Below are 26,100 nucleotides of genomic sequence, written 5' to 3' on the forward strand. Positions count from 1 at the left end.
GGTCTCCGCGCCCGGCCGGGGGCCGGGCGCGGCGGCGCGGCGCGCGCCGCCGGGCCGGCTTCGGCGTCGGCTGCGCAGCCGTCGCGTTCGCCGCGCGCATGGCGGCTCGCGCTGTTCTTCGGGATCGCGACGGGCGCGTACACGCTGGTGCTCGCGTGGCTGCCGCCGTACTACATGCGGCTCGGCTGGTCGCCGACGGCGGCCGGCAGCCTGCTCGGCGGCGTGACGCTCGCGGAAGTCGTCGCGGGGCTGACGATCTCGGCGGCGATCGACCGCCTGCCCGATCGCCGGCCCGCGCTGCATGCGGCGATCGCGTCGCTGTTCGTCGGGTTGCTGGCGACGCTGGCCGCGCCCGAAGCGCTCGCCTTGCCGGCCGCGCTGCTGCTCGGCGCGGGAATCGGTGCGCTGTTTCCGCTGTCGCTGATCGTCACGGTCGACCATGCGGCGACGCCGGCCGACGCCGCAGCGCTGACGGGGTTCGTGCAGGGTGTCGGCTACCTGATCGCCGGGTTGTTTCCGTTCGCGGCCGGCGTCGTGCGCCAGCATCTCGCGGACCTGACGCCCGCGTGGGTGGCAATGGCGTGCCTGTGCGTCGTACTGTTCGCGCTGGCGGCGGGTTTTGCGCCGCGGCTCGCGCGGCGTGTTGCGAGTGCTTAGGCGGTCGGCCGCACGTCAGCCGCTCGTTTCCCGCTCCGACGGCAACCGTCGATAGGCACGCATCGCCGCAAATCGCACGCGTCTTCGTCGCACAGCCGGCACACCCGGATCGCGGGCTGCACGTCGTCGGCCAGTGCGCCGATCGGTTGTTCTCAGGTCGGCATGAGGCATGGGTTGCGAACACGGTTCGACCGTCATCGTGCGCGTGACGTCCGCGATCGCCGATCCGCGTGCGACGCGCACCTGCGCGAACGTCGTGCCGAACGCCGTCCGGCGCAATGTGCGATCAGCCCGCGCTCGCGTACAACGTCGAATCCGCGAACCCTTCGGCGTCGAGCACGCGCCCGATCAGGATCAGCGCGGTACGCTCGATCCGCGTGCCCTGCACCTTGCCGACGATGTCGGCCAGCGTGCCGGTCACGCGTTCCTCGTCGGGCCAGCTCGCGCGATAGATCACCGCAATCGGGCAATCGGCGCCGTAATGCGGCAGCACTTCGTCGACGATGCGCGCGAGATGGCGCACGCCGAGATGGATCGCGAGCGTCGCACGGTGCGCGGCGAGCGAGCCGAGCGCTTCGCCTTCCGGCATCGTCGTCTTGCCCGCGAAGCGCGTGAGGATCACCGTCTGCGCCACGCCCGGCAGCGTCAACTCGACGCCGAGTGTCGCCGCGCACGCGGCCGTGGCCGTCACGCCCGGCACGATTTCGTACGGAATCCCGAGCGCCTTCAGCCGGCGGATCTGCTCGCCGATCGCACCGTACAGCGACGGATCGCCCGAATGCACGCGCGCGACGTCCTGCCCTTTCGCATGCGCGGCGGCGAGCAGCGCGACGATCGCGTCGAGGTCGAGCTCGGCCGTATTGACGACCTGCTCCGCGCGATGGCCGTCGAGCACAGCCGCCGGCACCAGCGAGCCCGCATACAGGATCACCGGGCAGGTGCGCACGAGGCGCTGGCCCTTCACCGTGATCAGCTCCGGGTCGCCGGGGCCCGCGCCGATGAAATACACCGTCATCGAAAAATCTCCGTCAATTCGTTGGACGATCGGCCGCGCGGCGTCACGCGCGTGCGGCCGGATCGAGTGCGTCGAGCAGCGCGGCGGCCGAGTCGAACGCGCGGTCGGCGTCGGGCAGCGGCGGCCGCCGCAGCATCACGACCGGCAGCCTGCGTTCGCGCGCGACGTCGAGCTTGGCCTCGGTGGCCGCACCGCCGCTGTTCTTGCTGACGACGACGTCGATCCCCATCAGCGCGAACAGCGCGCGCTCGCCGTCGAGCGTGAACGGCCCGCGCGCGGCGACGATCTGCGCGCGCGCGTTGCCGGGATGCGGATCGAGGCAGCGCACGAGCCAGAACTGGTGCGGCGGGATCGCGTCGAGATGCGCGAGCGGCTCGCGGCCGAGCGTGAACAGCGGCCGCTTGAACGGCGCGAGCGCGGCCTCGATGCCGGCCCAGTCGTCGACCATTCGCCAGTCGTCGCCGGGTTGCGGCACCCATGGCGCGCGGCGCAGCGCCCACAGCGGCACGCCCGCGTCGCGCGTCGCGGCAGCCGCGTTCGCGCTGATTCGTGCGGCATACGGATGCGTCGCGTCGATCACGAGGCCGATGCCGGCGCCGCGCAGATACGCGGCCAAGCCGGCGGCGCCGCCGAAACCGCCGACGCGCACGTCGCAGCGCAGGTCGTCGGGCACCTTGCCGAGGCCGGCCAGGCTATACACGTGATGCGGGCTGAGCGCGCGCGCGATTTTCAGCGCATCGCCGGTGCCGCCGAGCAGCAGGATGCGCGCGCTCATCGCGCCTGCCCGACGAAGCGGCCCTGCCGGTCGATCGCGAACATCTCGACGGCGACCGATGGCGGCACGATATCGCGCGCGACGCGCAGCGCCTGCGCGCAGACGAGATCGCCGAGCGGCACGCCCGCGGCCAGCGCCAGCTTCAGCGCCTCCTGGCTCGTGTTCGCGGCGCGCATCGCGGCCTGCAGCGCATCGCTCGCGCCGGCCTCGGCCGCCCACTGCGCGAGCAGCGGCAGGTCGATGCTCGAATGGCGGCTGTGCAGGTCGAGGTGGCCGGCCGCGAGCTTGCTGAGCTTGCCGAAGCCGCCGCACATCGACAGCCGCGCGACCGGCGCGCGCCGCAGATGCTTGAGCACCGCGCCCGCGAAATCGCCCATCTCGACCAGCGCCATGTCGGGCAGGTGGTAGTGCGCGCGCATCGCGTCCTCGCTCGTATTGCCCGTGCATGCGGCGATATGCTGGATGCCGTTCGCGCGCGCGACGTCGATACCCTGGTGGATCGACGCGATATAGGCCGAGCACGAGAACGGCCGCACGATGCCGGTCGTGCCGAGAATCGACAGCCCGCCGACGATGCCGAGGCGCGGGTTCATCGTCTTCAGCGCGAGCGCTTCGCCGCCTTCGACGCCGATCGTCACGTCGAAGCCGCCCGTGTAGCCGTGCTCGGCCGCCAGCGCGTCGAGGTGCGTCGTCATCATCCGGCGCGGCACCGGATTGATCGCCGGTTCGCCGACCGGCAGCGTCAGCCCCGCACGCGTGACCGTGCCGACGCCCGGCCCCGCGTGAAAACGCACGCCGGGCGCCGCCGCGAGCGCGACGCGCGCGAAGATCAGCGCGCCGTGCGTGACGTCCGGATCGTCGCCGGCATCCTTGATCGTGCCGGCTTCGGCGCCGTCGGCCGTGATCCGGCAGAACTCGAGCCGCATCATCACGCGCTGCCCCTTCGGCAGCACGATCTCGACCGCATCGTCCGCGTGGCCCGCGAGCAGCAGGCGCGCGGCCGCGAGCGACGTCGCGGTCGCGCAGCTGCCGGTCGTATAACCGAAGCGCAGCGGCGCGTGATGTTCGGGGGTTTCGTCGCGCATCACGCGTCCATCGGGTTCGACGGTCCGGCCGCGTCGGGCTTGCGCACGTCGTACAGCGTGACCGGCAACGGCTGCCGCCAGGTATCGAAGCGGCCGAGCGGTTCGGCATGCGCGAGCGACACCCGCGTGAGCGTGCCGCCGTGCACATCGCGCCACGCGGCGAGCGCCATCTCGCCCTGCAGCGTGACCGCGTTCGCGACCAGCCGGCCGCCGGGTTTCAGCGACGACCAGCACGCGTCGAGCACGCCGGGCGCCGTCGCACCGCCGCCGATGAAGATCGCATCCGGCGCGGCGAGCCCGGCGAGCGCATCGGGCGCGCGCCCCGCGACGAGCTGCAGGCCCGGCACGCCGAGCGCGTCGCGGTTGTGCTCGATGTAGCGCTGCCGCTCCGCATGCGCTTCGATCGCAATCGCCTGGCATGACGGATGCGCACGCATCCATTCGATGCCGATCGAGCCGCTGCCGGCGCCGACGTCCCACAGCAGCTCGCCGGGCGCAGGCGCGAGGCGCCCGAGCGTCATCGCGCGCAGGTCGCGCTTGGTGAGCTGGCCGTCGTGGCGGTACGCATCGTCGGGCAGGCCGGGCGTGAGCGCGCGGCGCGGCGCGTCGGGGCCGGCCTGGCAGTCGAGCGCGACGAGATTGAGCGCGGCCGTTTCGTCGACGCTCCAGTCCTGCGCGAGGCCGTCGAGACGCCGCTCGAGCGGGCCGCCCAGATGTTCGAACACGCTGATGCGCGTCGGCCCGAAGCCGCGTGCGGCGAGTTCGGCCGCGACGGCGGCCGGCGTGCGGCCGTCGGCGCTCAGCACGAACAGGCGCCGGCCCGGCAGCAGGTGGCGCGCGAGCGTCGCGAGCGGACGCCCGACGAGCGACACCGCGCCGATATCCTGCAGCACCCAGCCGAGGCGCGCGGCCGCGAGCGACAGCGACGACGGCGCGGGCAGCACGCGCCATTCGTCGGGGGAAAGCTCGCGCGCGAGCGTGGCGCCGACGCCGAACAGCATCGGGTCGCCGCTCGCGAGCACGCAGACGGGCGACGGGCGACGCGCGAGCACGCCCGCGACGTCGAACGGCGACGGCCACGTTTCGCGCGCGGCCGGCAGCCGTGCGGGCAGCATGTCGAGATGCCGCTGCGCGCCGACGACGAGCGTCGCGTCGAGCAGCGCGCGCCGCGCGCTGCGTCCGAGCCCCGCGTAACCGTCGTCGCCGATGCCCACTACCGTCAGCCACGCCGTCATGCACCCTTCCCCATCGTTCGATTCCATCGTGTCGCCGCGCGGCCGAAAAAGGGCCGGCGCAGCCGTCCGCATTGCGAAAGACGGCATGGTACCGTGTTCCATCCCGCGTTTCACCTGCCGGCCCGCCGGCGCCGGGCCAACCCCCGCTTCGTCCGCCGAGAACGGCTTTCCGGTCGCGAGTCGCGGTCGAAATCGGGTATCCTACGGCCGTTCGTTCGCCGGTGCCCTTCGGGGCCGAAGAGGGAACACAGGGCGCGCCGCGCGCCGCTGTGGCTGCCCCCGCAACTGTAGACAGCGAGCCGATCTCCCCCTCACGCCACTGGTTCGACCGGGAAGGCCGGGAGCCGGCGCCGACCTGTCAGCCAGGAGACCTGCCGGCCAGAAAGTGCGTGCGTGCCAGTCGGCGTCGGGCGGGGTGTACCGATGCGTTGGCCCGCGGCGCGACACTGTCCCGATACCCCGTTGAGTTCCGCCCCCGATTCGATTCCTGCGTCGCCCTTCGTGCGCCCGTCGGCCTGCCCGGGGCTCGTGCGCGTCGTCGCGGCCGCCGATGGCGGGCTGTGCCGGATCAAGCTGCCGGGCGGCCGGCTCGATGCCGCGCAGGCCCGCGCGATCGCCGCCGCCGCGCGCGCATACGGCTCCGGCGCGATCGACGCGACCAATCGTGCGAATCTGCAGCTACGCGGCATTCGCGACGGCGCGGCCGACGCGCTGACGCGCGCGTTGCTCGACGCGGGGCTCGGCCCGCGCGCCGATGTCACCGCAAAATCGACCGCGGACGCAATCGGCGATGCGGCCGCACTCGCCGCGAGCGACGACGTCCGCAATGTCATGCTCAGCCCGCTCGCCGGGCATGACCCCGACGCGCTCGTCGACGGCCGCGCGCTCGCCGTTCCGCTGCTCGACATGCTGGCAAGCGAGCCGCGCCGCGGCGAGCTGTCGCCGAAATTCGCGATCCAGCTCGACGGCGGCGAATCGGTCGCGGCGCTCGATCATCCGCACGACATCTGGCTCGCCGCATGGCGCCGCGGCGACGGCGTGGTGCGCATCGCGGCCGGGCTGGCCGGCTGCCCGCCTGTCGAATTCGATGACACGCCTGCTTCGGTCGATGTGCCGCCCGACCAGAGCGTCGCGCTCGTCCGCGCGCTGCTGTTCGCGTTCCTCGATCTCGCGTCGGCCGACGTCACGCGGATGCGGGCACTGCTCGCGACGTGCGGCGAACGCGCGTTGCTCGAACGCGCGCAGCACTACCTGCCCTTCCCGCTCGCGGCCGATCCCGCGCTCGCCGGCTGGCGGCGCAGGCGTTCCGATGCCGCACTGCGTTTCGGCGCGCGTTTGTCGCTCGACGCGGCGCGCTGCAGCGTCGGCGCGCAATTCGTGCTCGGGCGGCTCGATGCAATGCAACTGGAACGGCTCGCCGCATTGGCCGAAGCCGACGGCGACGGCACGCTGTCGATGACGCCGTGGCAAGGCGTGTTCATCCACGGCGTGTCGCACGCACGCGCACCGGCCACGCTCGATGCGCTCGCGGCGCTCGGCCTCGTCTGCGCATCGTCCGACCCGCTTGCGACGCTCGTCGCGTGCACCGGCAGCGCGGGCTGCGCGAAAGCGCACGCCGACACGAAACGCGACGCGCTCGCGCTCGCCGCGCGCATCGGCCATCCGGTCGACGTGCACCTGACCGGCTGCGAGCGCCACTGCGCGCTGCCGCATCCCGCTGCGCACACGCTGGTCGCGGTGGCGCCTGCGCACTACGACCTTTACCGGCGCGACGCCGCCGCGGGCCTCGGCGCCCCGCTCGCGCGCCATCTGACGATTGACCAGGCCGCGGCCCGACTGACGGGCGCGGCACAGCCAGGACACACCGATGCTTGACTACATTCGCGACGGGCAGGAAATCTACCGCCAGTCGTTCGCGACGATCCGCGCCGAGGCCGACCTGTCGCACGTTCCGCCCGATCTCGAGAAACTCGCGGTGCGCGTGATTCACGCTTGCGGGATGGTCGACGTCGTCTACGACCTGCGCTTCTCGGCCGGCGCCGGCACCGCGGGCCGCACGGCGCTCGCGGCCGGCGCGCCGATCCTGTGCGACGCGAAGATGGTTGCCGAAGGCATCACGCGCGCGCGGCTGCCGGCCGGCAATCCCGTGATCTGCACGCTCGGCGAGCCGGAGGTGCCCGATCTCGCGCGCCATCTCGGCAACACGCGCTCGGCCGCCGCGCTCGAACTGTGGCGCCCGCATCTCGCGGGCAGCGTCGTCGTGATCGGCAATGCGCCGACCGCGCTGTTCCACCTGCTCGACATGATCGACGCCGGCGCGCCGCGCCCCGCGCTGATCCTCGGATTCCCGGTCGGCTTCATCGGCGCGGCCGAATCGAAGGCGATGCTCGACGCCGACAGCCGCGGCGTGCCGTACGTCGCGCTGCTCGGCCGGCGCGGCGGCAGCGCGATGGCGGCCGCCGCGGTCAACGCGCTCGCGACGGAGGTCGAATGACGACCGCGCGCGGACGCCTGTTCGGGGTCGGTGTCGGCCCCGGCGACCCCGAACTGATGACGATCAAGGCGCTGCGCGTGCTGCAGGCCGCGCCCGTGGTTGCGTATTTCGTCGCGAAGGGCAAGAAAGGCAATGCTTACGGCATCGTCGAAGCGCACCTGCTCGACACGCAGACGCAGCTGCCGCTCGTCTATCCGGTGACGACCGAGGCATTGCCGCCGCCGCTCTGCTACGAGACGGTGATCGCCGACTTCTACGATACGGCCGCGGAAATCGTCGCGGCGCACCTCGACGCGGGCCGCGACGTCGCGGTGATCTGCGAAGGCGATCCGTTCTTCTACGGCTCGTACATGCGGACCTTCGTTCACGAAGAAGGGCGGTTACCACACGAACTTGCAGCGGATCTCGGGCGCTACCGGCGCCGCGTGTTCGTCGAACAACTCGGTTGGGAGCTCCCGTCGGCGAACGAAAGCTTCGAGCGCGACCAGTTCGATCGCGACGATACCGTGTACGTGTTCGCGCGAAATGCCGGCGGCGACGTGTGCGGATGTGCGCGCCTGCTGCCCACGACGCGCCCGTATCTGCTGCAGTCGCTGTTCGCCGACCTGATCGCCGCAGACATGCCGCTGCCGCAATCGGCGGCCGTCTGGGAGCTGTCCAGGTTCGCGGCGACCGACGACGAAGGCGGGTCGGGCAATGCCGAGTGGGCCGTGCGGCCGATGCTCGCGGCCGTGGTCGAATGCGCGGCGCAGCTCGGCGCGCGGCAGCTGATCGGCGTGACGTTCGCGAGCATGGAGCGGCTGTTCCGCCGGATCGGCATACACGCGCACCGCGCAGGCCCGCCGAAGCAGGTGGACGGACGTCTGGTGGTCGCATGCTGGATCGATATTGATCCGCAAACGTTTGCGGCATTAGGAATCAAGCCGGGGCAGGCAGCCCGGCAAGCCATCGCCGCCTGAATGTACCTGCACGACCGCCTCGCACCGCGCTACGACACCGAGGTCATCCCGGGCGTGTGCGCGATGCTCGGCGGCACGGCCGTGCTCGGCCAGCCGCTCGTCTATCGCAACCAGAGCCTGTCGGTGCTGTCGGGCGTGCTGCCCGAGCACGAGCTGCGCGCGCGGCTCGCGCAGGCCGACGCGGCCGTCGTGATGAAGCTCGGCCGCAATTTCGACAAGGTGCGGCGCGTGCTCGACGAACTCGGTCTCGCGAAGCGCGCGCTGTACGTCGAGCGCGCGACGATGGCGAGCCAGCGCATCGTGCCGCTCGACGAAGTCGACCCGATGGCGTCGCCGTATTTCTCGCTGCTCGTCGTGCCGGGGGAAAAATGGCAAGGATGACGACTCCGCCCGCGATCGTGATTCTCGGCGCGGGTGCGCTCGACACCGCACGGCGGATCCAGGCGCGCTACCCGGGCGCCCGCGTGCACGGGCTCGCGTCGCGCGTCGATGCCGACGAGCCGTTCGACGAACTCGGCGCGCACCTGCGCGAACTCTATGCGCGCGGTTTGCCGATCGTTGCGCTGTGCGCGGCCGGCATCGTGATTCGCTGCCTTGCGCCCGCATTGGCCGACAAGGGCGTCGAGCCGCCGGTGCTCGCGGTCGCGGAGGACGGCTCGGCCGTCGTGCCGCTGCTCGGCGGGCTGGCGGGCGTCAACGCGATCGCGCGCGAAATCGCCGATTGGCTCGGCGTCGCGCCGGCGATCACGACGAGCGGCGAACTGCGCTTCGGCGCATGCGTGCTCAATCCGCCCGAAGGCTATGCGCTCGCCGATCTCGCGCAGGGCAAGCGCTTCGTGTCCGACCTGCTCGCGGGCGCGTCGACACGCATCGACGGCGCGGCGCCGTGGCTCGACGACGTCGCGCTGCCGCGCGACGACGCAGCCGCGCATGCGATCCGCGTGACGCCCGATGCATGGCGCGGCACGCACGACGAACTCGTGATCCATCCGCGCAGCGTGGTTGTCGGCGTCGATGCGCAAACCGTGCACGCGGACGAAGCGCTCGCCGCGCGCATCGAAGCCGCGCTCGACGCACAAGGCCTCGCGCGGTTGGCGCTCGCGGCCATCGTCGCGCCGGCGTCGGCGAGCGGCGAAGCCGTGCTGGAGGAAGCGGCGCAAACGCTCGGCGTGCCGCTGCGCTTCGTCGATGTCGACCATCACGCGCAGGCCGATGCGGCCACGCTGCTCGGCCGCGCATTGCGCGTCGCGCACACGCTGCGCGCGGCGTCGAACGGGCTCGCATGCGCGGTCGCATCGCATCCGGTCGATCCCGCCACGCTCGGCCGTGCGCGCGGCCGCCTGACGGTGCTCGGCCTCGGCCCGGGCGCCGCCGCGTGGCTCACGCCGGCCGCGCGCGCCGCGCTCGCGGAGGCGACCGACATCCTCGGCTACACGACCTACGTGAACATGGCCGGCCCGTTCCGTGCGGACCAGCGCGTGCATGGCACCGACAATCGCGAGGAAATGCAGCGCGCGCGTCATGCGTTCGAACTCGCGGCCGAAGGCCGGCGCGTCGTGGTCGTGTCGTCGGGCGACCCCGGCGTGTTCGCGATGGCCGCGGCCGTGCTCGAAGCGCTCGACGAATCTCGCGATCCGCAATGGGCCGCGGTCGACCTGCGCGTGGAACCCGGCGTATCGGCGTCGCTCGCGACCGCCGCACAGGCCGGCGCACCGCTCGGCCATGACTTCTGCGCGATCTCGCTGTCGGACAACCTGAAGCCGTGGGACGTGATCGAGATGCGCCTGCGGCATGCGGCGCAAGCCGATCTCGTGATGGCGTTCTACAACCCGATTTCGCGTGCGCGGCCGTGGCAGCTCGACCGCGCGCTCGATGTCGTGCGCGCGCATCGTGCGGCCGATACGGTGGTCGTGCTCGGGCGCGACATCGGCCGGCCGGGCGCGACGCTCGCGACGACGACGCTCGGCGCGCTGCGCAGCGACCAGGTCGACATGCGCACGATGGTGATCGTCGGCTCGTCGACCACACGGCGTTTCGCGATCGACGGCGGACGCGAGTGGGTCTATACGCCGCGCTGGTATCGCTGAACGCGGTCGGCGCGTGAACCGGGGCCGCGCACGTCGGCATGCCCGGTGCCGGCCGCGCTGCCGGTTCGCCAGAAGCGGTACGCGAGCACGCCGACGATGGCCCGCGCAACGACGACGAACGCGACGCTGCCGGCCCATCCCCACCGATGCCAGCCGGGACCGGCAGGATCGCCCCGAAACTGCCGCCGAAGTAATAGCAGGACAGGTAGATGCCGAGCGCCGTCGCGCTTGCGCGCTCGCTGGTGCAACCTGCATCGGCGTAATGCGACGTGAGCGACGTAAGCGCCGCGCATCGGGCTTCATGCGATCGGGAAAATCGCCCGCGCGATGCATTGCGGAACGGTGTCGAATCGGCAAGATCGTTACGTATCGGGAATCAAATAACAAAAAGAACTCCTGACCATTCACTATTCGGCGCGAATCCTCCAAGATGGGCACGCCGCCGGCCGGGCATGCCCGATCGTCCGCCCGGCGGCGATACGCGGGCCAGCGTATCCCTCTTCCACTTGGAGAACACAATGAACAACAACGTGTTGCAGCGTTTCATCCCGCGTGCGCTTGCCGCGGGCTGTCTGCTCGCCGCCGCGAGCGTGTCCCACGGCGCCGGCGTCTATGCGCCGTTTGTCGACGTGACGCTCTATCCGACGCCGCTCGTCGACCAGATCGGCGTCCGGCAAGGCATCCAGCAGTTCACGCTCGCGTTCGTGGTCGCGGGCAGCGGCTGCGCGCCGTCGTGGGGTGGCGTGCAGCCGATCGGCAACGGCGCGAGCGGCGGCCTGCTCACCGCGCTGTCGACGTCGATCGCGAGCTACCGCGCGAAAGGCGGCGAAGTCGCCGTGTCGTTCGGCGGCGCGAACGGCACGCCGCTGATGCAGGCCTGCTCGACGGTTCCCGCGCTGAAGACTGCCTACCAGACGGTGATCGACACATATGGCCTCACGCATATCGACTTCGACATCGAAGGTGCGTCGCAGCAGGACAGCGCCGCGGTCGCGCGCAACTTCCAGGCCGTCGCGCAACTGCAGTCCGACTATGCGGCGAAGGGCAAGCCGCTGCACGTCACGCTGACGCTGCCGACGATGCCGACCGGGCTCACGCAGGACGGCGTGAACGTCGTCAACGCGGCGATCGCGAACAAGACGACGTTCGATGCCGTGAACCTGATGACGATGGACTACGGCCCCGCGAACATCGACATGGGCGCGGCCGCGATCAGCGCCGCGCAGGCGCTGTATTCGCAACTCGACACCGCGTTCAAGTCGGCCGGCCAGCCGAAGACCGGCGCGCAACTGTGGCAGATGGTGGGGGTGACGCCGATGATTGGCGTGAACGACGTGCAGGGCGAGATCTTCACGCTTGCGAACGCGCAAAGCGTGCTGAACGCGGCGGTCGACAACGGCTACGGGTTCTTCGGCAACTGGTCGGTCGGCCGCGACCAGCCGTGCCCGAACAACGGCGCGTATGCGTCGCCGACCTGCTCGGGCGTCGCGCAGCAGCCGTACGCGTTCGCGGCGATCTTCCGCAAGCTCGACGGCAAGTGGGGCGCGGGCGTCACGCAGGACCCGAACTACGGCGGCGGCTCGGACGGCGGCACGCCGCAGCCGGGCGCGCCCTGGGCGGCCGGCCAGGTCTATACGGCCGGCGCGACGGTCACCTACCAGGGCACGACGTACCAGGCGCAATGGTGGACGCAGGGCGACGTGCCCGGCCAGGCGGCCGTGTGGAAGCCGGTTGGCGGCGGCTCGCCCGTGTGGTCGGCGACGACCGCCTACCAAGGCGGCACGTGCGTGATGTACCAGGGCGCGAAGTACTGCGCGAAATGGTGGACCCAGGGCGACAACCCGAGTGCCGGCGGCGTGTGGGTGAAGTCGTGATGACGCAACGCGCCGGCGCATGATGCGCGGCGAGCCGTTTCCGGCGCGGCAGGATCGAATGCCGGAACGGCTCGTCACGCTTCGCCATGAAAAACACCCCAAAGGCTGGATCGGTGCTCAACCCTTGGGTGCAGTTCAGACGCTGGCCCGCTACTGGCGGTCGCGTGCCGCTACCCTAGCCGCGCGCGTTTTCGGCCAGCAGCCGCGCCTTCGCGTCGACAAGCAGCGCCGCATGCGCGTCGCGATGCTGGCGGATCCGCTCGGTCGGCCCGACGACCGACAGCCCGTACCAGTCGCCGTCGAGCGTCAGCGCGACCGCGATCGCCGACAGCTCGGGCGCGCTTTCGCCGAAGTTCTCGGCCCAGCCGAGTTCGCGAAACCGTGCGGTTTGCGCGACGAGCGCCGGCAGGTCCGCGACCGTCGCGTCGGTGAAGCGCTCGAACGGCAACTGCGCGCCGAGCGCCTGCTGCGCATCGCCGGCGAGTTCCGCGAAGATCGCCTTGCCGATCGAGTTCGCGTGCAGCGGGCGCAGTTCGCCCGGCCGGCGCGTATAGCGGATCGCCTGCTCCGATTCGACGACGTCGAGGTACGTGACCGACGAACCCTGGATCTTGCCGAGCACGGCTGTCTCGCGGGTCGCGTCGCGCAGCGCGACGAGATGCGGATGCACGATGTCGACGACGGGATCGGTCGCGTCGATCGCGGCGGCGATCGTCTGCAGGCGCCGCGTCGGGTAGTAGCCGCCGCGCTTGCGCACTTCGTACAGGTAGCCGCGGCTCACGAGCGTGCGCGCCATCGCGAGGCAGCTCGACGCCGGCACGTTGAGCAGGCGCGCGAGTTCGGTCAGCGGCAGCGGCCGCCGTTCGGCGGCGAACAGCTCGAACAGGTCGAGCGTGCGGGCAACGAGTTTGACGTCCATGACGAGCGCTTGATTCGGAACGGGAAACCGCGCGCCGGGCGGGCCGCCGCGCGTCAGTACGACTTCGGCAGCCCGAGCACCTTCTCCGCGATATAGCACAGGATCAGTTGCGGGCTCACGGGCGCGAGCCTCGGAATCATACACTCGCGCAGGTAGCGCTCGACATGGTATTCCTTCGCGTAGCCCATTCCGCCGTGCGTCGCGATCGCCGTCTGGCACGCGTGGAACGCGGCTTCCGCGCCGAGGTACTTCGCCGCGTTCGCCTCCGCGCCGCATGACTGCCCCGCGTCGTAGCGTGTCGCGGCCTTCATCACCATCAGCCATGCGGCCTCGAGCTGCATCCACGCCAGCGCGAGCGGATGCTGGATTGACTGGTTCTGCCCGATCGGCCGGCCGAACACGACGCGCTCGCATGCATATTGCGTCGCGCGGCGCAGTGCGGCCTGCCCGAGCCCGATCGCCTCCGCGGCGATCAGGATTCGCTCGGGATTCAGCCCGTGCAGCAGATAGCGGAAGCCGTCGCCTTCGCTGCCGATCAGGTCGTCGCGCGACACGCGCAGGTTGTCGATGAACAGCATGTTCGAATCGACGGCCTTGCGGCCCATCTTCTCGATCTCGCGCACCTCGACGCGCGAGCGGTCGAGGTCGGTATAGAACAGGCTCAGCCCGTCGGTCGGCTTCGCGACCTGGTCGAGCGGCGTCGTGCGCGCGATGATCAGCATCTTGTTCGCGACCTGCGCGGTCGAGATCCAGATCTTGCGCCCGCTCAGCACGTAGTGGTCGCCGTCGCGGCGCGCCTGCGTGGTCAGGTGCGTGGTGTCGAGGCCCGCGTCGGGTTCCGTCACCGCGAAGCACGCCTTGTCGCGCCCGGCGATCAGCGGCGGCAGGAAGCGCGCCTTCTGCGCGTCGTTGCCGAACACCTGCACCGGATTCAGCCCGAAGATGTTCATGTGGACGGCTGATGCGCCGGACAGGCCCGCGCCCGACGCACTGATCGTGCGCATCATCAGCGCGGCCTCGGTCATCCCGAGCCCGGCGCCGCCGTAAGCCGGGTCCATCGCGATGCCGAGCCAGCCGGCCTCGGCGAGCGCCGCGTGGAAATCGGCCGGAAACCCGCCCGCGCGGTCGCGTTCGAGCCAGTAGTCGTCGCCGAAGCGCGCGCAGATTTTCTCGATCGCGCTTTCGATCGCGCGCTGGTCGTCGGTCAGGTCGAATTGCATGGACTGTTCTCCCGGAAAACGTGAACGGCCGCGCCGTTCTCAAGAAAACGCCGGGCCGCCCGAAGGAAGTCCCGTCGGGGGGCCTGGCGCGAAACGACAGGTCCGGGCGCGCTCATAACGGAAACACGCCCGTCGCGACCGCGGCGAAGACCATCAGCACGGTGGCGGCGAACAGGAACGGAATCGTGAATTTCTGGTGCTCGGCGAGCTCGACGCCGGTCAGCCCGACGATCAGGAACGTCGCGGGCGTGAGCGGGCTCACTGGAAAGCCCGTCGTCATCTGGCCGAGCAGCGCCGCCTGCGCCATCTGGATCGGCGGCACGCCGAGCAGCTTGCCGCTCTCCGCGAGCACCGGCAGCACGCCGAAATAAAACGAATCGGGGTCGAACAGCAGGCTGAGCGGCATCGACAGCAGCCCGAGCACGAACGGCATGTGGCGCGCATGCTCGACCGGCACGTGCGCGACGACGACTTCCGCCATTGCCTTCAGCATCCCGGTGCCGGACATGATGCCGGTGAACGCGCCGGCCGCGAGCAGCACGCTCGCCATCATCAGCGCGGCCTTCGCATGCGCGTCGATCCGTTCGCGCTGGGCCTGCACGTCCGGGTAGTTGATCACGAGCGCGGCGACCGTACCGAGCATGAACATCACCATCGGGTCGACGATGCCCGACACCAGCGTGACGAGCACGACGAGCGTCAGCGCGAGATTGATGCGGAAGCGGCCGGGCCGGCGCAGTGCGCGTTCGGCGTCGGTCAGCTCGCGCGGCGCGATTGCGAGCGACGCCGCGCCGGCGCGATCGAGCCCGAGCCGTTTCGCCTCGCGCGCGCCGAGCACGTACGCGGTGCCGAACACGAACACGAGCCCGACGATCTGCACCGGAATCATCGGCATGAAGATCGTCGAGCCGGGAATGTGCAGCGCCGCCGACGCGCGCAGCATCGGCCCGACCCACGGCAGGAAGTTGACGCCGGCCGCCATCGACGCGACGCACGCGAGGATGCGGCGATCCATCCCGAGCCGCGTATAGAGCGGCATCATCGCGGGCAGCGTGACGAGAAACGTGACGGCGCCCGAGCCGTCGAGATGGATCAGCAGCGCGAGCAGCGCCGAGCCCATCACGATGCGCGGCGGATGGCAGCCGATCACGCGCAGCACGCCCGCGATGATCGGGTCGAGCATCCCCGCATCGGTGAGGATGCCGAAAAATAGAATCGCAAAAACGAACATCCCGGCGATCGGGCCGATGTTCTGTACGCCATGCACGATGAACTTGCCGGTCGTCAGCCCGAAACCGGCCGCGAGCGACGCGGCCACCGGCACGACGATCAGCGCCACGAGCGGCGACAGCCGCTTCGTGATGATCAGGCCGAACAGCGCGACGATGGCGATCGCGCCAATCCATGCGAGCATGATGCGTCTCCTCTTCAGCCGGGGCGTCCGTGCGCGGGCCGGCGTGGTGTCCGAATTGGGAGCGTACGGCCCGCTCGGCCGTGCGCCGCCGTCGCGCGCGCGGCACGACCGGCGGCCGCGCTGCCGGTCAGTCCCGGCGGTCGGCGCGATCGTTGTCGGCGTCGGCAAAAACCTGCGCCGCGTGTTCGTTCAGCGCGGGCGGCGGCAGCCGGTACGTGGCCGGCGTGCGGCCGAGCTTGATCGGCGACGCGATGCCGCGATGCCGGCCCAGCTCGACCTTCATCTGCCGATGCGCGACATGCGGATGGTCGAGCGCCGCATCGAGCCCGAGCACGGGCGCGCATGGCACGCCGCGGCGCATCAGTTGCTCGGCGAGCGCCGCGCCGTCGTGTCCGGCCAGCGCCGTTTCGACGAGCGCGCGCAGCGCGGCGCGGTTCGCGCTGCGCGCACGGTTGTCCGCGAAACGCGGATCGCCGGGCCAGTCGCGCGTGCCGAGCACGTCGCACAGCGCCGCGAACTGCCCGTTGTTGCCTACCGCGAGAAAGATGTCGACGGTGGCCGTCGGAAAGCTGTCGTACGGCGTGATGTTCGGATGCGCGTTGCCGGTGCGCACGGGCGCGTTGCCCGAATGGAAGAAGTTCGGCGTATGCGGATGCAGGATCGACAGCGCGCAGTCGAACAGCGTCGATTCGACGAACTGGCCGCGGCCGCTCGCATCGCGCTCGCGCAGCGCCATCAGCACGCCGAGCGCCGCGTTCAGTCCGGTCACGAGATCGACGATCGGAACACCGACGCGCAACGGCGCGCCGCCCGCTTCTCCGTTCACGCTCATCAGCCCCGCAAGCGCCTGCACGGCCGCATCGTAGCCGGGTAGCCCGCCGAGCGGGCCGTCCGCGCCGAAGCCCGATACGCGGCAATAAACGAGCCGCGGAAACCGCGCATGCAGCGTGTCGAAACCGAGCCCCCAGCGCTCCATCGTGCCGATCTTGAAGTTCTCGACGATGGCGTCCGCGTGTTCGAGCAGGCCGAGCAGCCGCTCGCGGTCGTCCGGTTGTGTCAGGTCGAGCGCGACGCCGAGCTTGTTGCGGTTCACGCCGAGGAAATACGACGCGGTGTCGCCGTCGAACGGCGGGCCCCACGTGCGCGTCTCGTCGCCGGACGGCGGTTCGACCTTGATCACCTCCGCGCCGTGGTCGGCGAGGATCTGCGTCGCGTACGGGCCGCCCAGCACCCGCGACAGATCGACGATGCGCAATCCCGCCAGCGCGCCCTGCTGCTCCCGTTCCGCCATGTGTCCCGCTCCTGGTTCCGGTTGATCGGACTGCCGGTTCCGGCGGCCGGCGCCTGCGGCGCGACTTTCCGGATTCGGCGAATAATTCTTGTATGTGAATTTATATTCACACTCAGGAATTATATTGTCAAGCCCGGATGCATCCGGCCGAAGCGCGGATAACGCAGCCGGGCGCAACGGGAGACGACACCGAATCCGCGCCGGTTGCAGCACCAGCCCGCCCTTCGTTAAGCTGGCGGGCAACGTTCATCTCGAAAAAGCAAGGCGGAATATTCATGAAACGGATCCTGCTGGCAGCCTTCATGCTGGCGTCGACGCTCGGTGTCGGACACGCGCAAACCCGGACTTTCCATTTCGGCGAAGGACAGACGCAGATGCCGGCCGCGGCACCGCAGGCCGCCGCGCCAGCCGCACGGCCCGCGCCCGCGCGCCGGCACGTGACGGTGCCGCCCCATCACCAGCGCGCCGTTCACACGCGCCGCCATTCGCGCCACGCGAAGCCGACGCGCAGCGGGATCTACACGCACGCGTAACCTGGCGCAGGCGGCGCGACGCCATGCACGGAACTGTCACGAACGGCCGGTAAGATCGCTGCGGCTGCCTGCATGCCCGTCGCGGCCCGCTGCCGGATAACGAACCGCCGACGCATTTTCTCCACGATTCAGCACCTGTTTTGCCGAACATGAGTACCGGGCCGGACACCCTCGCCGTCATCAAGGAACGCGCCACCATCGTGTGCTGCCAGCGCAGCAGCGTGCTGCTGGTCGCCCGCACCGCGTCGCGCTGGTCGCTGCCGGGCGGCACGATCCGGCGCGGCGAGACGCCGCTCGAGGCCGCGCAGCGGGAGCTCGCCGAGGAAACGCGGCTGGAGGGGCTTGCGCTCGACTACGCGGTGCAATTCGGCGGGCTGACCAAGCTGCATCACGTGTTCGTGGCCGACGTGCCGGCGCACCTGACGCCGCGCGCGAGCAACGAGATCGCCCGCTGCAAGTGGTTCGCCGTCGACCGGCTCGACACGCTCCGCGCGAGCGTGCCGACGCGCAAGATCATCGAGCTGCTGCGCCTCGACTGCTTCTCGGAAATCGCGAACGGCCCGCCGCGCTGACGTCGATGTCGCCCGCGCCGGTCACGCGCGCAGGAACGGGCCGGCCTTGCGTTCGAGCAGCACGACGAGTTCGGGCTGCATGAACGCGTAACGGTCGGGGATATCGAGGCAGACGATCTTCTTGTGCTTCAGGTGAGCGCCGAATTGTGCCGACAGCCTCGCCTTGTGCGCGCGCTCCATCACGAAGACGATGTCCGCCCAATCGAGCTGCTCGGCGGACAGGCGCGTATCCGCATCGGGCGCGAGGCCCGCGGAGTCGGTCTCGACATCCGGCCACGCGGCGAATACCGCTTCGGCCGTCGGGCTGCGCAGCCGGTTGCGGCTGCAGATGAACAGTGCCCGTGTCATGCCGCTTCGCTGCCTGCCGGCCCGCTCACCAATCACCCTTGCGGAATCGTGCCGGGCCGCACGTACGCGAGCATGTGCGGCACGTAGTCGGCCTTGCCGAGTTCGACGCCGTGATGGCGCAGGATCGCGTACGCGGCGATCGCATGGAAGTAGAACTGCGGCAGCGCCCAGTCGCGCGCGTATTGTTCGCCCGTCATGTCGAACGCGACGCCGTTCGGCAGTTCGAGCGCGATCGGCCGCGCGGCGCCGCCATCGAGCGCATCCGGCGCGAGTTCGCCGAGAAACGCGAGCGTGCCCGCGATGATCGCCTGCGCGTCGCTCAGCGAGCCGGGCTGCGCATCCGCGTTCCATCCGGCTTCGCGCAATGCCAGCAGCGCGGCCGGCAGCGGCTCGCCGCGCAGCCGGTAGACCGGCTCCATCGCCTGGAAGCACGAGAAGCGCACCTGTGCGGCGAGCGGATACATGTCGGCCGCCAGCTTCAGCGTCATCGCCGCATCGGGCTCGCCGCCCGCGGCCTGCCGGTGTGCGGCAGCCTTGTCGAGCCACGCGGACTGCGCGCGCAGCATCTGGGTAAACGTCGGAACGAGAAGTTGGGTCGGCGACACGTGTGCGCTCCTGTGTAGTGGTTCGCGCCACGATAGCAGCGTCGGCGCAAACCTGCATTCCGACCTGGGCGGCGCACACGATCCGATGCGAATTCGACGCATTGCCGCATGGTGCGTGCGAGCGTTTCCGTATGCGGAACGATCGATTGCGCCTGACCGCCGAAACGCGGCCTTACGGCTTGCCGTATCGCGCCAGGAACCGGTCGAGTTGCGATGCAAACGTCTTGCCGTCGCGCGCGCTGAACGGCGCCGGCCCGCCCGTGTCGATGCCCGTGCTGCGCAACTGCTCCATCATCGCGCGCGTCGACAGGCGTTCTTCGATGTTCTCGCGGCTGAACCAGTTGCCGCGCGGGTCGAGCGCATGCGCGCCCTTGTCGAGCACGGCGGCAGCCAGCGGGATGTCGGCGGTGATCACGAGGTCGCCGGCCTCGGCCAGCTCGACGATGCGCGCGTCAGCCACGTCGAAGCCGGCCGGCACCTGCACCGCCTTGATGAACGGCGACGGCGGCGTGCGCAGAAACTGGTTCGCGACCAGCGTCACGCGGATTTCGGCACGACGCGCGGCGCGAAACAGCATGTCCTTGATGACGGCGGGACACGCGTCGGCATCGACCAGTACTTGCATGGCGGGTTTTCCAATGGGCTGAAGCAGAAGCGGCGATGATAGCGCACCACCGGCCGCGGCCCTGGGCCGACATACCGCCCGCTCAGCCCGATCAACCCGCGAGGTCCATACAAAGCGCGCCGGCCATCACCCACTGCGCGCCCCACGCATCGGCCAGCCGTGCACCCTGCCCGATCCGCACGGCCGCATCGTCGAAGTCGACGAACACGACGTGATCGGCCGCCTCGGGTTTCGCCGGCGCTTCGCGCGTGCGGCCGTCGGACAGCAACCACAGCCAGCGCTGCTTGCCGGGCTCGCGCCGCGCTTCGCGCGCGAGCAACTGCGCGGCGGCCGCGATGCCGTCCGCGAGCGGCGTGCCGCCGCCGCCGTCGACCGGTTCGAGCCAACGCGCGTTCCACCAGCGCGGCACGGCCGGGCCGAAGCGCCGCGCGGCGCCGTTGCCGCCGAAGCAGATCAGCGCGGTTTCGACGCGGTCGCGCGCCGCGCGATCGAAATACACGACGATCAGCCCCTTCGCCAGCGCGAGCCGGTCGTGCGACAGCATCGACGCCGAACAGTCGAGCACGAAGCAATGCAGCGCGTGCGGCGTGCCGGCCCGTTTCCGGAAGCGCAGATGGCCGAGGCGCAGCGAATCGCCGCGTTTCGCGGCGAGCGTCGCGGGCCACGCAACGGCCGTGCCGGCGCGCGCCGTGCCCGGCACGCGCGCGGCTGCGCCTGATTGCCATCGAGGACCGCGAACGGCGTTCGCGGCGGCACTTGCTCGATGGCTCAGCGTTTTTTTAGCGGCAGCGGCACGACGCTTTTCACGTCGCGCAGCCCGGCCGGTTCGGGCGGCAGGTAGCCCCAGTCGCCCTGCGATGCGGCGGTGTCGTTCTTCGTCGCTCCCGGTTGGTTCTCTCGCCGCTGGTGCGCATCCGGCGGAGAGCGATCGTCACGTTCATCACGTTCGCGGTCCGGCTGCGACGCGCCGGAAGATGGCGGCGCACCCGCATGGCGCCGGTGCCGCAGCACCGCTTCGGCCACACGCTCCACATGCGACACCGTCACCGCATCGGCCCGTTCCAGCGCGGCGAGCGCGCGCGCGGCGCGCAGCATCACGAGATCGGCGCGCAGCCCGTCGACGGCCGCGTCGATGCACAGCGCGCTGACACGCGCATGCACCGCGTCGTCGAAATCGAGCATCGCCAGCCGCGCTCGCGCCGCATGAATCCGGTCGCCGAGTTCGCGCTGCGCGGCTGCATGACGAGCGCGGAACGCATCCGGATCGAGATCGAATGCAAGCCGCGCCTTCACGATCCGCTCGCGCTGCGCGGCATCGAAGCAGTTCTCGAGTTCGACCATCAGCCCGAAGCGGTCGAGCAACTGCGGGCGTAGCTCGCCTTCCTCCGGATTCATCGTGCCGACCAGCACGAAGCGCGCGTCATGCGCGTGCGATACGCCATCGCGCTCGACGATATTCACGCCGCTCGCGGCGACGTCGAGCAGCGTATCGACGAGGCCGTCGGCGAGCAGGTTCACTTCGTCGACATACAACACGCCGAGATGCGCGCGCGCCAGCAGGCCAGGCCGGAAGCGCACGCCGTTTTCAGCCAGCGCATGCGCGAGATCGAGCGTGCCGGTCACCTGTTCGTCGCTCGCCGACAGCGGCAGCGTGACGAACTGCCCTTCGGGCAGCAGCTCCGCGAGGCCGCGCGCGGCGGTCGATTTCGCGGTGCCGCGCGGCCCGCTCACCAACACGCCGCCGAGCGACGGGTCGATCGCGGCGAGCAGCAGCGCCTGCTGCAACACGTCCTGCGCGACGAGCGCCGCAAACGGAAAGACCGCGCGCGCGCGGTGCAGCGTCGGATCGGTCATCGCCGTCCTCCTTCCTGGAGTTGTTCGCTTTCGAGCCAGACCGCTTCGATCCGCTCGCGATAATCGCCCGGCTGCTGCCACAGGCCACGCTGCATCGCCTCGACGAAGCGTTCGCAGATGCCGTGCAGCGCCTTCGGGTTGTGCCGTTCGAGGAACGCGCGCGTGTCGCCGTCGAACAGGTACGCGTCGGCGACGAGTGCGTACTGGTGGTCGGACAGCACGCGCGCGGTCGCGTCATAGCCGTACAGGTAGTCGACGGTCGCGGCCAGCTCGGCCGCACCCTTGTAGCCGTGGCGCTTCACGCCGTCGAGCCATTTCGGGTTGACGACGCGCGAGCGGATCACGCGCGCGATCTCCTCGCGCAGCGTGCGCATCTTCGGCGCGACCGGGTTCGCATGGTCGCCGTGGTAGATGCTCGGCTGCTGCCCGGACAAGTGCCGCACGGCCGCCGTCATCCCGCCCTGGAACTGGTAGTAGTCGTTCGAATCGAGGATGTCGTGCTCGCGGCTGTCCTGGTTCTGCACGACGACGTCGATCGTCGCCAGCCGCTCGCCGAACACGTCGGACGCGGCGTCGCCCGCGCTGTTCTGCGCGTACGCATGGCCGCCCCATTGGCGGTACGCATCGGCGAGATCGGCGTCGGTCTGCCAGCGGCGCTGGTCGATCAGGTCCTGCAGGCCCGCGCCGTAGCTGCCCGGCCGCGCGCCGAACACGCGCCAGCCGGCGCGGCGCCGCGCTTCGTCGGGCGGCACGCCCTGCGCGATCCATTTCGCGCGTTCGCGCTCGATGCGCGCGCGGATCGGGTTCAGTTCCTCGGGCTCGTCGAGTTCGGCGACGGCCTGCACGGCCGCGTCGAACAGGTGCATCAGGTTCGGGAATGCGTCGCGGAAGAAGCCCGACACGCGCAGCGTTACGTCGATGCGCGGCCGGTCGAAGATCTCGATCGGCAGGATTTCGAAATCGGTCACGCGATGGCTGCCGTGCGCCCATTTCGGCCGCACGCCGAGCAGCGCGAACGCCTGCGCGATGTCGTCGCCGCCCGTGCGCATCGTCGCCGTGCCCCACACGGACAGGCCGATCGCGCGCGGATAGTCGCCGTGATCCTGCAGATGGCGCTCGATCAGCTGCTGCGCGGATTTCAGGCCGAGCGACCACGCGGCCTGCGTCGGCACAGCGCGCGTGTCGACCGAGTAGAAGTTGCGCCCGGTCGGCAGCACGTCGGGGCGGCCGCGCGACGGCGAGCCGCTCGGCCCCGGCGGCACGAAGCGGCCGTCGAGCCCGCGCAGCAGCTGGCGCATTTCCTCGCCGCCGCATGCGTCGAGCGCGGACATCAGCGTCGAGCGGACACGCTCGATCACCGCGAGCGTATGCGGCCATTCGCCGGGCGGCGTCGCATCGGCGCCGGGGTTGCCGCCGGTGGCCGCGCACAGCCCGTCCAGCCATTGCTGCGCGAGCCGTTCGAGCCGCTCGCGCGTATCGCCCGCATGACGCCACGGCGACGCGTCGAGCGCCTGCAGGATCGCCGGCCGCGGGCCAACCCATGGCGCGGCCCAGTCGGCCGACAGCGGATCGAAATCGTCGCCGAGCTTCAGGTCGCGTGCGAGCGCACCGATCAGCCCGGCGCGCTCGCCCTTGCCGTCGCCGACCGGAAAGCGCGCGAGCGCGAGCAGCGTGTCGCGCCGCTGGCGATCGGCCGGCGACGTGCCGAACACATGCAGCCCATCGCGAATCTGCGCTTCCTTCAATTCGCACAGCCACGCATCGACGCGCGTCAGCAGCGCATCCTCGTCGCCCGCGTCGCGCGGCGGCGATACGCTCAGTTCGTCGTGCAGCCGATGCTCGGCGATCGTCGCGAGAATCGTCTTCCTCAGCAGCTTCGCGCGCCGCGCATCGACCATCAGCGCTTCGTAGTATTCGTCGACCTGTCGCTCGAGATCCTGCAGCGGGCCGTAATTTTCCGCGCGCGTGAGCGGCGGCATCAGATGATCGACGATCACGGCCTGCGCGCGCCGCTTCGCCTGGCTGCCCTCGCCCGGATCGTTGACGATGAACGGATACAGGTGCGGCAGCGGCCCGAGCGTCAGGTCGGGCCAGCACGCATCGGACAGCGCGACGCTCTTGCCCGGCAGCCATTCGAGGTTGCCGTGCTTGCCGAGATGGATGACCGCGTCGATGCGATACGCATCGCGCAGCCAGAAATAGAACGCGAGATACGCATGCGGCGGCACGAGATCCGCGTCGTGGTAGCTCGCGTAGTCGTTCTCGCCGCGCGAGCGCGACGGCTGGATGAGGAATGACGGAGGCTTTTTGCTGTGGTGGGACGGTTTGCGTAGCGAGATGCAGCCGATCCACGACAGCCAGGGCGTGTTCGCCGTCCTGGAAAAGGAAGTGCGGCGCCTGGGCTTCGATTACTACGCCTATGGCGTGCGCCACACGATTCCCTTCACCCGGCCGAAGACCGAGGTCCATGGCACCTATCCCAAGGCCTGGCTGGAGCGATACCAGATGCAGAACTACGGGGCCGTGGATCCGGCGATCCTCAACGGCCTGCGCTCCTCGGAAATGGTGGTCTGGAGCGACAGCCTGTTCGACCAGAGCCGGATGCTCTGGAACGAGGCTCGCGATTGGGGCCTCTGTGTCGGCGCGACCCTGCCGATCCGCGCGCCGAACAATTTGCTCAGCGTGCTTTCCGTGGCGCGCGACCAGCAGAACATCTCCAGCTTCGAGCGCGAGGAAATCCGCCTGCGGCTGCGTTGCATGATCGAGTTGCTGACCCAGAAGCTGACCGACCTGGAGCATCCGATGCTGATGTCCAACCCGGTCTGCCTGAGCCATCGCGAACGCGAGATCCTGCAATGGACCGCCGACGGCAAGAGCTCCGGGGAAATCGCCATCATCCTGAGCATTTCCGAGAGCACGGTGAACTTCCACCACAAGAACATCCAGAAGAAGTTCGACGCGCCGAACAAGACGCTGGCTGCCACCTACGCCGCGGCGCTGGGCCTCATCTGAATGCCGACGAACACGTTGCCCGCGCGCCAGCCCGCGATCGTGAAACGCCCGTGGCGCAGCGTCGGGTCGGCTTCGGGCGGGCCCCAGCGCTCATTCAGCGCATCGCGCACGGCTACCGGCAGCCGCGAAAAATGCGCGACGTAGTCGGCCAGCGCGAAACTCTGGAACGCCGGACGCAGCGCATGCACGGCCGCGTCGTTGGTCACGCCTTCGGTGAGCCGCGCGATCAGCGCGTCGCCGTCGGGCGGCAGGTCGGCCAGCGCATAGCCCGCATCGCGCAGCGCAGCGAGCACGCGCAGCGCGGACGCCGGCGTGTCGAGCCCGACGCCGTTGCCGATCCGCCCTTCGCTTTGCGGATAGTTCGCGAGGATCAGCGCGATGCGCTTGCTCGCGTTGTCGAGCGTGCGCAGCCGGCACCAGCCGCGCGCGAGCGCCGCGACGAACGCGATTCGCTCCGCATCCGGCTGGTAGCGCACGACGTCGACCTCGGTGTGCGGGCAGCGATACGCGAGCCCCTTGAAGCTCACCGCGCGCGTGACGATGCGCCCGTCGACCTCGGGCAGCGCGATGTGCATCGCAATGTCGCGCGCATGCAAGCCCTGGTTGTCGGCGACCCACGCGTCGCGATTGCCGCCGGACAGGATCACCTGCAGCACCGGCGCGTCGCCGGCGAGCACCTCCGGTTCGGCGGCATCGATCGCGCCGGCCGCGAACGCGGTCGTGTTCAGCACGAGCGCGACGTCGTGTGTGTCGCAGAGCTGCGTGATGACCTCGCGGCTCACCGCGTCCTTCAGCGACGTCACCGCGATCGGCAGCGGATTCAGCCCTTCCTGAACGAGCGCGTCGGCCAGCGCGTCGAACACGGCCGTGTTCGCGGCCTGCCAGTGCGCGCGATAGAACAGGATCGCGACGACCGGCGCGCCGGGCGTCCAGCGCGGCCGCCAGTCGTCGACGCTCGCGCGGTCGCGCGCCGGGTGATACAGCGCGGCCGCCGGCAGCGGGCGCGGCAGCTCGGGTTCGTCGCCGAAGCCCAGCGTATGGAAGGCGATGCTGCGCAACAGCGCTTCGGCGTTGTGCACACCGCCTTCGCGCAGGTAGCGCCACCACAGCCGGCACAGGTCCGGCGCGACCGTGCTCTTCGCGACGAGGTTCGGGTCTTCCTGCAGGTCGCCCGAGAACATCGCAAGCTGCTGCCCACGCTTCGACGCAAGCGACACGGCCTGCTCGATCCCGTACGGCCAGTATGCTTCGCCGCCGAGATGATCGATCACGACCGTCTTCGCGTGGCGCAGCACGTCGTCGACATAAAAATCGACGGACGCCGGCTGCCGAAGGAACGTCACGTTCGCGAGCCGCACGCTCGGGAAGCCGGCCGGCAATTGCGGCACGACGCTCGCGAGCAGCGACAGCGTCGTGTCGGCCGAACTCAGGATCACGATATCGGCCGGCTGCTGGTCGATCCGGACGACGCCCTGCGTATCGTCGACGAAGCCGCCCGGCGTGGTGCGCAGCAGATGCATCGTGCG

General features: G+C 70.3%; 22 protein-coding genes, 4 pseudogenes and 1 riboswitch. Of the genes and pseudogenes, 11 read left to right on the plus strand and 15 right to left on the minus strand.

Annotation, left to right across the window (positions count from 1 at the left end):
• The coding region (locus tag ACNQQL_RS03040; protein ID WP_347063160.1) for an MFS transporter at positions 1-657 on the plus strand (657 nt) is incomplete at its 5' end.
• A gap of 286 nt (positions 658-943) precedes the next feature.
• Here ACNQQL_RS03040 and cobM read toward each other — a convergent pair.
• The 4 genes from cobM to cbiE are packed head-to-tail and all read right to left on the minus strand — an operon-like array spanning position 944 to position 4,767.
• Positions 944-1,672 carry a precorrin-4 C(11)-methyltransferase gene (gene cobM / locus ACNQQL_RS03045; protein WP_347063161.1) on the minus strand — a complete coding sequence of 243 codons (729 nt, stop codon included), beginning with the start codon at positions 1,670-1,672 and terminating at the stop codon, positions 944-946.
• A gap of 43 nt (positions 1,673-1,715) precedes the next feature.
• Positions 1,716-2,447 carry a cobalt-precorrin-6A reductase gene (locus tag ACNQQL_RS03050; RefSeq protein WP_347063162.1) on the minus strand — a complete coding sequence of 244 codons (732 nt, stop codon included), beginning with the start codon at positions 2,445-2,447 and terminating at the stop codon, positions 1,716-1,718.
• Positions 2,444-3,532, minus strand: a complete 1,089-nt coding sequence (locus ACNQQL_RS03055) for a cobalt-precorrin-5B (C(1))-methyltransferase (RefSeq protein ID WP_347063163.1) — start codon at positions 3,530-3,532, stop codon at positions 2,444-2,446. The genes ACNQQL_RS03050 and ACNQQL_RS03055 overlap by 4 nt, the downstream gene beginning before the upstream one ends.
• Positions 3,532-4,767, minus strand: coding sequence for a precorrin-6y C5,15-methyltransferase (decarboxylating) subunit CbiE (gene cbiE / locus ACNQQL_RS03060; protein WP_347063337.1), 1,236 nt, complete (start codon positions 4,765-4,767; stop codon positions 3,532-3,534). Before cbiE ends, ACNQQL_RS03055 begins: the two co-directional genes overlap by 1 nt.
• Before the next feature lie 202 nt (positions 4,768-4,969).
• Positions 4,970-5,161, plus strand: a riboswitch (cobalamin riboswitch).
• 68 nt (positions 5,162-5,229) lie between these two features.
• Between cbiE and cobG the strand changes: the two genes are divergently transcribed.
• The 7 genes and pseudogenes from cobG to ACNQQL_RS03095 all read left to right on the plus strand — a co-directional run bounded on the left by cobG (position 5,230) and on the right by ACNQQL_RS03095 (position 12,181).
• Complete coding sequence (gene cobG, locus ACNQQL_RS03065; protein ID WP_416392509.1) at positions 5,230-6,642, plus strand: precorrin-3B synthase; 1,413 nt, start codon at positions 5,230-5,232, stop codon at positions 6,640-6,642.
• On the plus strand, positions 6,635-7,261 hold the full coding sequence (locus tag ACNQQL_RS03070) for a precorrin-8X methylmutase (protein ID WP_105390176.1): 627 nt from the start codon (positions 6,635-6,637) through the stop codon (positions 7,259-7,261). Before cobG ends, ACNQQL_RS03070 begins: the two co-directional genes overlap by 8 nt.
• Positions 7,258-7,632: pseudogene (locus tag ACNQQL_RS03075) on the plus strand (SAM-dependent methyltransferase); the annotation flags it as partial. The gene ACNQQL_RS03070 and the pseudogene ACNQQL_RS03075, both read left to right, overlap by 4 nt.
• Complete coding sequence (locus ACNQQL_RS03080; RefSeq protein WP_131949441.1) at positions 7,612-8,220, plus strand: acyl-homoserine-lactone synthase; 609 nt, start codon at positions 7,612-7,614, stop codon at positions 8,218-8,220. The pseudogene ACNQQL_RS03075 and the gene ACNQQL_RS03080, both read left to right, overlap by 21 nt.
• Positions 8,221-8,601: pseudogene (locus ACNQQL_RS03085) on the plus strand (SAM-dependent methyltransferase); the annotation flags it as partial.
• Positions 8,598-10,307 carry a precorrin-3B C(17)-methyltransferase gene (gene cobJ / locus ACNQQL_RS03090; protein ID WP_347063164.1) on the plus strand — a complete coding sequence of 570 codons (1,710 nt, stop codon included), beginning with the start codon at positions 8,598-8,600 and terminating at the stop codon, positions 10,305-10,307. The pseudogene ACNQQL_RS03085 and the gene cobJ, both read left to right, overlap by 4 nt.
• A 518-nt stretch (positions 10,308-10,825) precedes the next feature.
• On the plus strand, positions 10,826-12,181 hold the full coding sequence (locus ACNQQL_RS03095; protein ID WP_204423303.1) for a chitinase: 1,356 nt from the start codon (positions 10,826-10,828) through the stop codon (positions 12,179-12,181).
• A gap of 175 nt (positions 12,182-12,356) precedes the next feature.
• Here the strand turns inward: ACNQQL_RS03095 and ACNQQL_RS03100 are convergent, their stop codons facing one another.
• The 4 genes from ACNQQL_RS03100 to ACNQQL_RS03115 all read right to left on the minus strand — a co-directional run bounded on the left by ACNQQL_RS03100 (position 12,357) and on the right by ACNQQL_RS03115 (position 17,025).
• On the minus strand, positions 12,357-13,100 hold the full coding sequence (locus ACNQQL_RS03100; RefSeq protein ID WP_347063165.1) for an IclR family transcriptional regulator: 744 nt from the start codon (positions 13,098-13,100) through the stop codon (positions 12,357-12,359).
• A 53-nt stretch (positions 13,101-13,153) separates the two neighbouring features.
• Entirely contained in the window at positions 13,154-14,320 is a 1,167-nt protein-coding gene (locus tag ACNQQL_RS03105) for an acyl-CoA dehydrogenase family protein (RefSeq protein ID WP_204423299.1), read from the minus strand.
• A gap of 112 nt (positions 14,321-14,432) precedes the next feature.
• Positions 14,433-15,734: a citrate:proton symporter gene (locus tag ACNQQL_RS03110; RefSeq protein WP_347063166.1), complete on the minus strand. Its 1,302-nt coding sequence runs from the start codon at positions 15,732-15,734 to the stop codon at positions 14,433-14,435.
• Between the two features lie 127 nt (positions 15,735-15,861).
• Positions 15,862-17,025: a CoA transferase gene (locus tag ACNQQL_RS03115; RefSeq protein ID WP_347063167.1), complete on the minus strand. Its 1,164-nt coding sequence runs from the start codon at positions 17,023-17,025 to the stop codon at positions 15,862-15,864.
• Between the two features lie 275 nt (positions 17,026-17,300).
• On the opposite strand from ACNQQL_RS03115, the gene ACNQQL_RS03120 reads away from it, so the two are divergent.
• Positions 17,301-17,558 (plus strand): hypothetical protein, encoded by a 258-nt coding sequence (locus tag ACNQQL_RS03120; protein ID WP_347063168.1) that lies wholly within the window; start codon positions 17,301-17,303, stop codon positions 17,556-17,558.
• A gap of 149 nt (positions 17,559-17,707) precedes the next feature.
• A complete protein-coding gene (locus tag ACNQQL_RS03125; RefSeq protein ID WP_347063169.1) occupies positions 17,708-18,130 on the plus strand; it encodes an NUDIX hydrolase in 423 nt (140 codons plus the stop codon).
• Between the two features lie 21 nt (positions 18,131-18,151).
• On the opposite strand, the gene ACNQQL_RS03130 is transcribed toward ACNQQL_RS03125, so the two are convergent.
• From ACNQQL_RS03130 to cobN, 6 genes and pseudogenes are all read right to left on the minus strand, one after another.
• Complete coding sequence (locus ACNQQL_RS03130; protein ID WP_072440990.1) at positions 18,152-18,478, minus strand: low molecular weight protein tyrosine phosphatase family protein; 327 nt, start codon at positions 18,476-18,478, stop codon at positions 18,152-18,154.
• A gap of 32 nt (positions 18,479-18,510) precedes the next feature.
• Positions 18,511-19,083 carry a DUF1993 domain-containing protein gene (locus ACNQQL_RS03135; RefSeq protein WP_347063170.1) on the minus strand — a complete coding sequence of 191 codons (573 nt, stop codon included), beginning with the start codon at positions 19,081-19,083 and terminating at the stop codon, positions 18,511-18,513.
• Between the two features lie 172 nt (positions 19,084-19,255).
• The gene (locus tag ACNQQL_RS03140; protein WP_034184162.1) at positions 19,256-19,708 is read right to left on the minus strand and encodes a YaiI/YqxD family protein; all 453 of its coding nucleotides are present in this window, start codon (positions 19,706-19,708) and stop codon (positions 19,256-19,258) included.
• Positions 19,709-19,799: 91 nt separating this feature from the next.
• Entirely contained in the window at positions 19,800-20,408 is a 609-nt protein-coding gene (locus tag ACNQQL_RS03145) for a vWA domain-containing protein (protein WP_347063171.1), read from the minus strand.
• 68 nt (positions 20,409-20,476) lie between these two features.
• On the minus strand, positions 20,477-21,562 hold the full coding sequence (locus tag ACNQQL_RS03150) for an ATP-binding protein (protein WP_347063172.1): 1,086 nt from the start codon (positions 21,560-21,562) through the stop codon (positions 20,477-20,479).
• Positions 21,559-23,850 (minus strand): annotated as a pseudogene (cobN, locus tag ACNQQL_RS03155) (cobaltochelatase subunit CobN); the annotation flags it as partial. The gene ACNQQL_RS03150 and the pseudogene cobN, both read right to left, overlap by 4 nt.
• Here cobN and rhlR point away from each other — a divergent pair.
• Positions 23,849-24,574: a transcriptional regulator RhlR gene (gene rhlR / locus ACNQQL_RS03160; protein WP_347063173.1), complete on the plus strand. Its 726-nt coding sequence runs from the start codon at positions 23,849-23,851 to the stop codon at positions 24,572-24,574. The pseudogene cobN and the gene rhlR sit on opposite strands and share 2 nt — an antisense overlap.
• Here the strand turns inward: rhlR and ACNQQL_RS03165 are convergent.
• A pseudogene (locus tag ACNQQL_RS03165) lies at positions 24,571-26,094 on the minus strand (cobaltochelatase subunit CobN); the annotation flags it as partial. The gene rhlR and the pseudogene ACNQQL_RS03165 overlap by 4 nt on opposite strands.
• Positions 26,095-26,100: the final 6 nt, after the last annotated feature.

It is taken from the genome of Burkholderia sp. LFS061 (assembly GCF_047978125.1).
GTDB lineage: Bacteria > Pseudomonadota > Gammaproteobacteria > Burkholderiales > Burkholderiaceae > Burkholderia > Burkholderia pyrrocinia_C.

Excerpts from the sequence above, each read along its gene's own strand:
- cobM (WP_347063161.1), bottom strand. The coding sequence starts at position 1,672 with ATGACGGTGTATTTCATCGGCGCGGGCCCCGGCGACCCGGAGCTGATC.
- ACNQQL_RS03050 (WP_347063162.1), bottom strand. The coding sequence starts at position 2,447 with ATGAGCGCGCGCATCCTGCTGCTCGGCGGCACCGGCGATGCGCTGAAA.
- ACNQQL_RS03055 (WP_347063163.1), bottom strand. The coding sequence starts at position 3,532 with ATGCGCGACGAAACCCCCGAACATCACGCGCCGCTGCGCTTCGGTTAT.
- cbiE (WP_347063337.1), bottom strand. The coding sequence starts at position 4,767 with ATGACGGCGTGGCTGACGGTAGTGGGCATCGGCGACGACGGTTACGCG.
- ACNQQL_RS03070 (WP_105390176.1), top strand. The coding sequence starts at position 6,635 with ATGCTTGACTACATTCGCGACGGGCAGGAAATCTACCGCCAGTCGTTC.
- ACNQQL_RS03080 (WP_131949441.1), top strand. The coding sequence starts at position 7,612 with ATGCGGACCTTCGTTCACGAAGAAGGGCGGTTACCACACGAACTTGCA.
- cobJ (WP_347063164.1), top strand. The coding sequence starts at position 8,598 with ATGACGACTCCGCCCGCGATCGTGATTCTCGGCGCGGGTGCGCTCGAC.
- ACNQQL_RS03095 (WP_204423303.1), top strand. The coding sequence starts at position 10,826 with ATGAACAACAACGTGTTGCAGCGTTTCATCCCGCGTGCGCTTGCCGCG.
- ACNQQL_RS03100 (WP_347063165.1), bottom strand. The coding sequence starts at position 13,100 with ATGGACGTCAAACTCGTTGCCCGCACGCTCGACCTGTTCGAGCTGTTC.
- ACNQQL_RS03105 (WP_204423299.1), bottom strand. The coding sequence starts at position 14,320 with ATGCAATTCGACCTGACCGACGACCAGCGCGCGATCGAAAGCGCGATC.
- ACNQQL_RS03110 (WP_347063166.1), bottom strand. The coding sequence starts at position 15,734 with ATGCTCGCATGGATTGGCGCGATCGCCATCGTCGCGCTGTTCGGCCTG.
- ACNQQL_RS03115 (WP_347063167.1), bottom strand. The coding sequence starts at position 17,025 with ATGGCGGAACGGGAGCAGCAGGGCGCGCTGGCGGGATTGCGCATCGTC.
- ACNQQL_RS03120 (WP_347063168.1), top strand. The coding sequence starts at position 17,301 with ATGAAACGGATCCTGCTGGCAGCCTTCATGCTGGCGTCGACGCTCGGT.
- ACNQQL_RS03125 (WP_347063169.1), top strand. The coding sequence starts at position 17,708 with ATGAGTACCGGGCCGGACACCCTCGCCGTCATCAAGGAACGCGCCACC.
- ACNQQL_RS03130 (WP_072440990.1), bottom strand. The coding sequence starts at position 18,478 with ATGACACGGGCACTGTTCATCTGCAGCCGCAACCGGCTGCGCAGCCCG.
- ACNQQL_RS03140 (WP_034184162.1), bottom strand. The coding sequence starts at position 19,708 with ATGCAAGTACTGGTCGATGCCGACGCGTGTCCCGCCGTCATCAAGGAC.
- ACNQQL_RS03150 (WP_347063172.1), bottom strand. The coding sequence starts at position 21,562 with ATGACCGATCCGACGCTGCACCGCGCGCGCGCGGTCTTTCCGTTTGCG.
- rhlR (WP_347063173.1), top strand. The coding sequence starts at position 23,849 with ATGAGGAATGACGGAGGCTTTTTGCTGTGGTGGGACGGTTTGCGTAGC.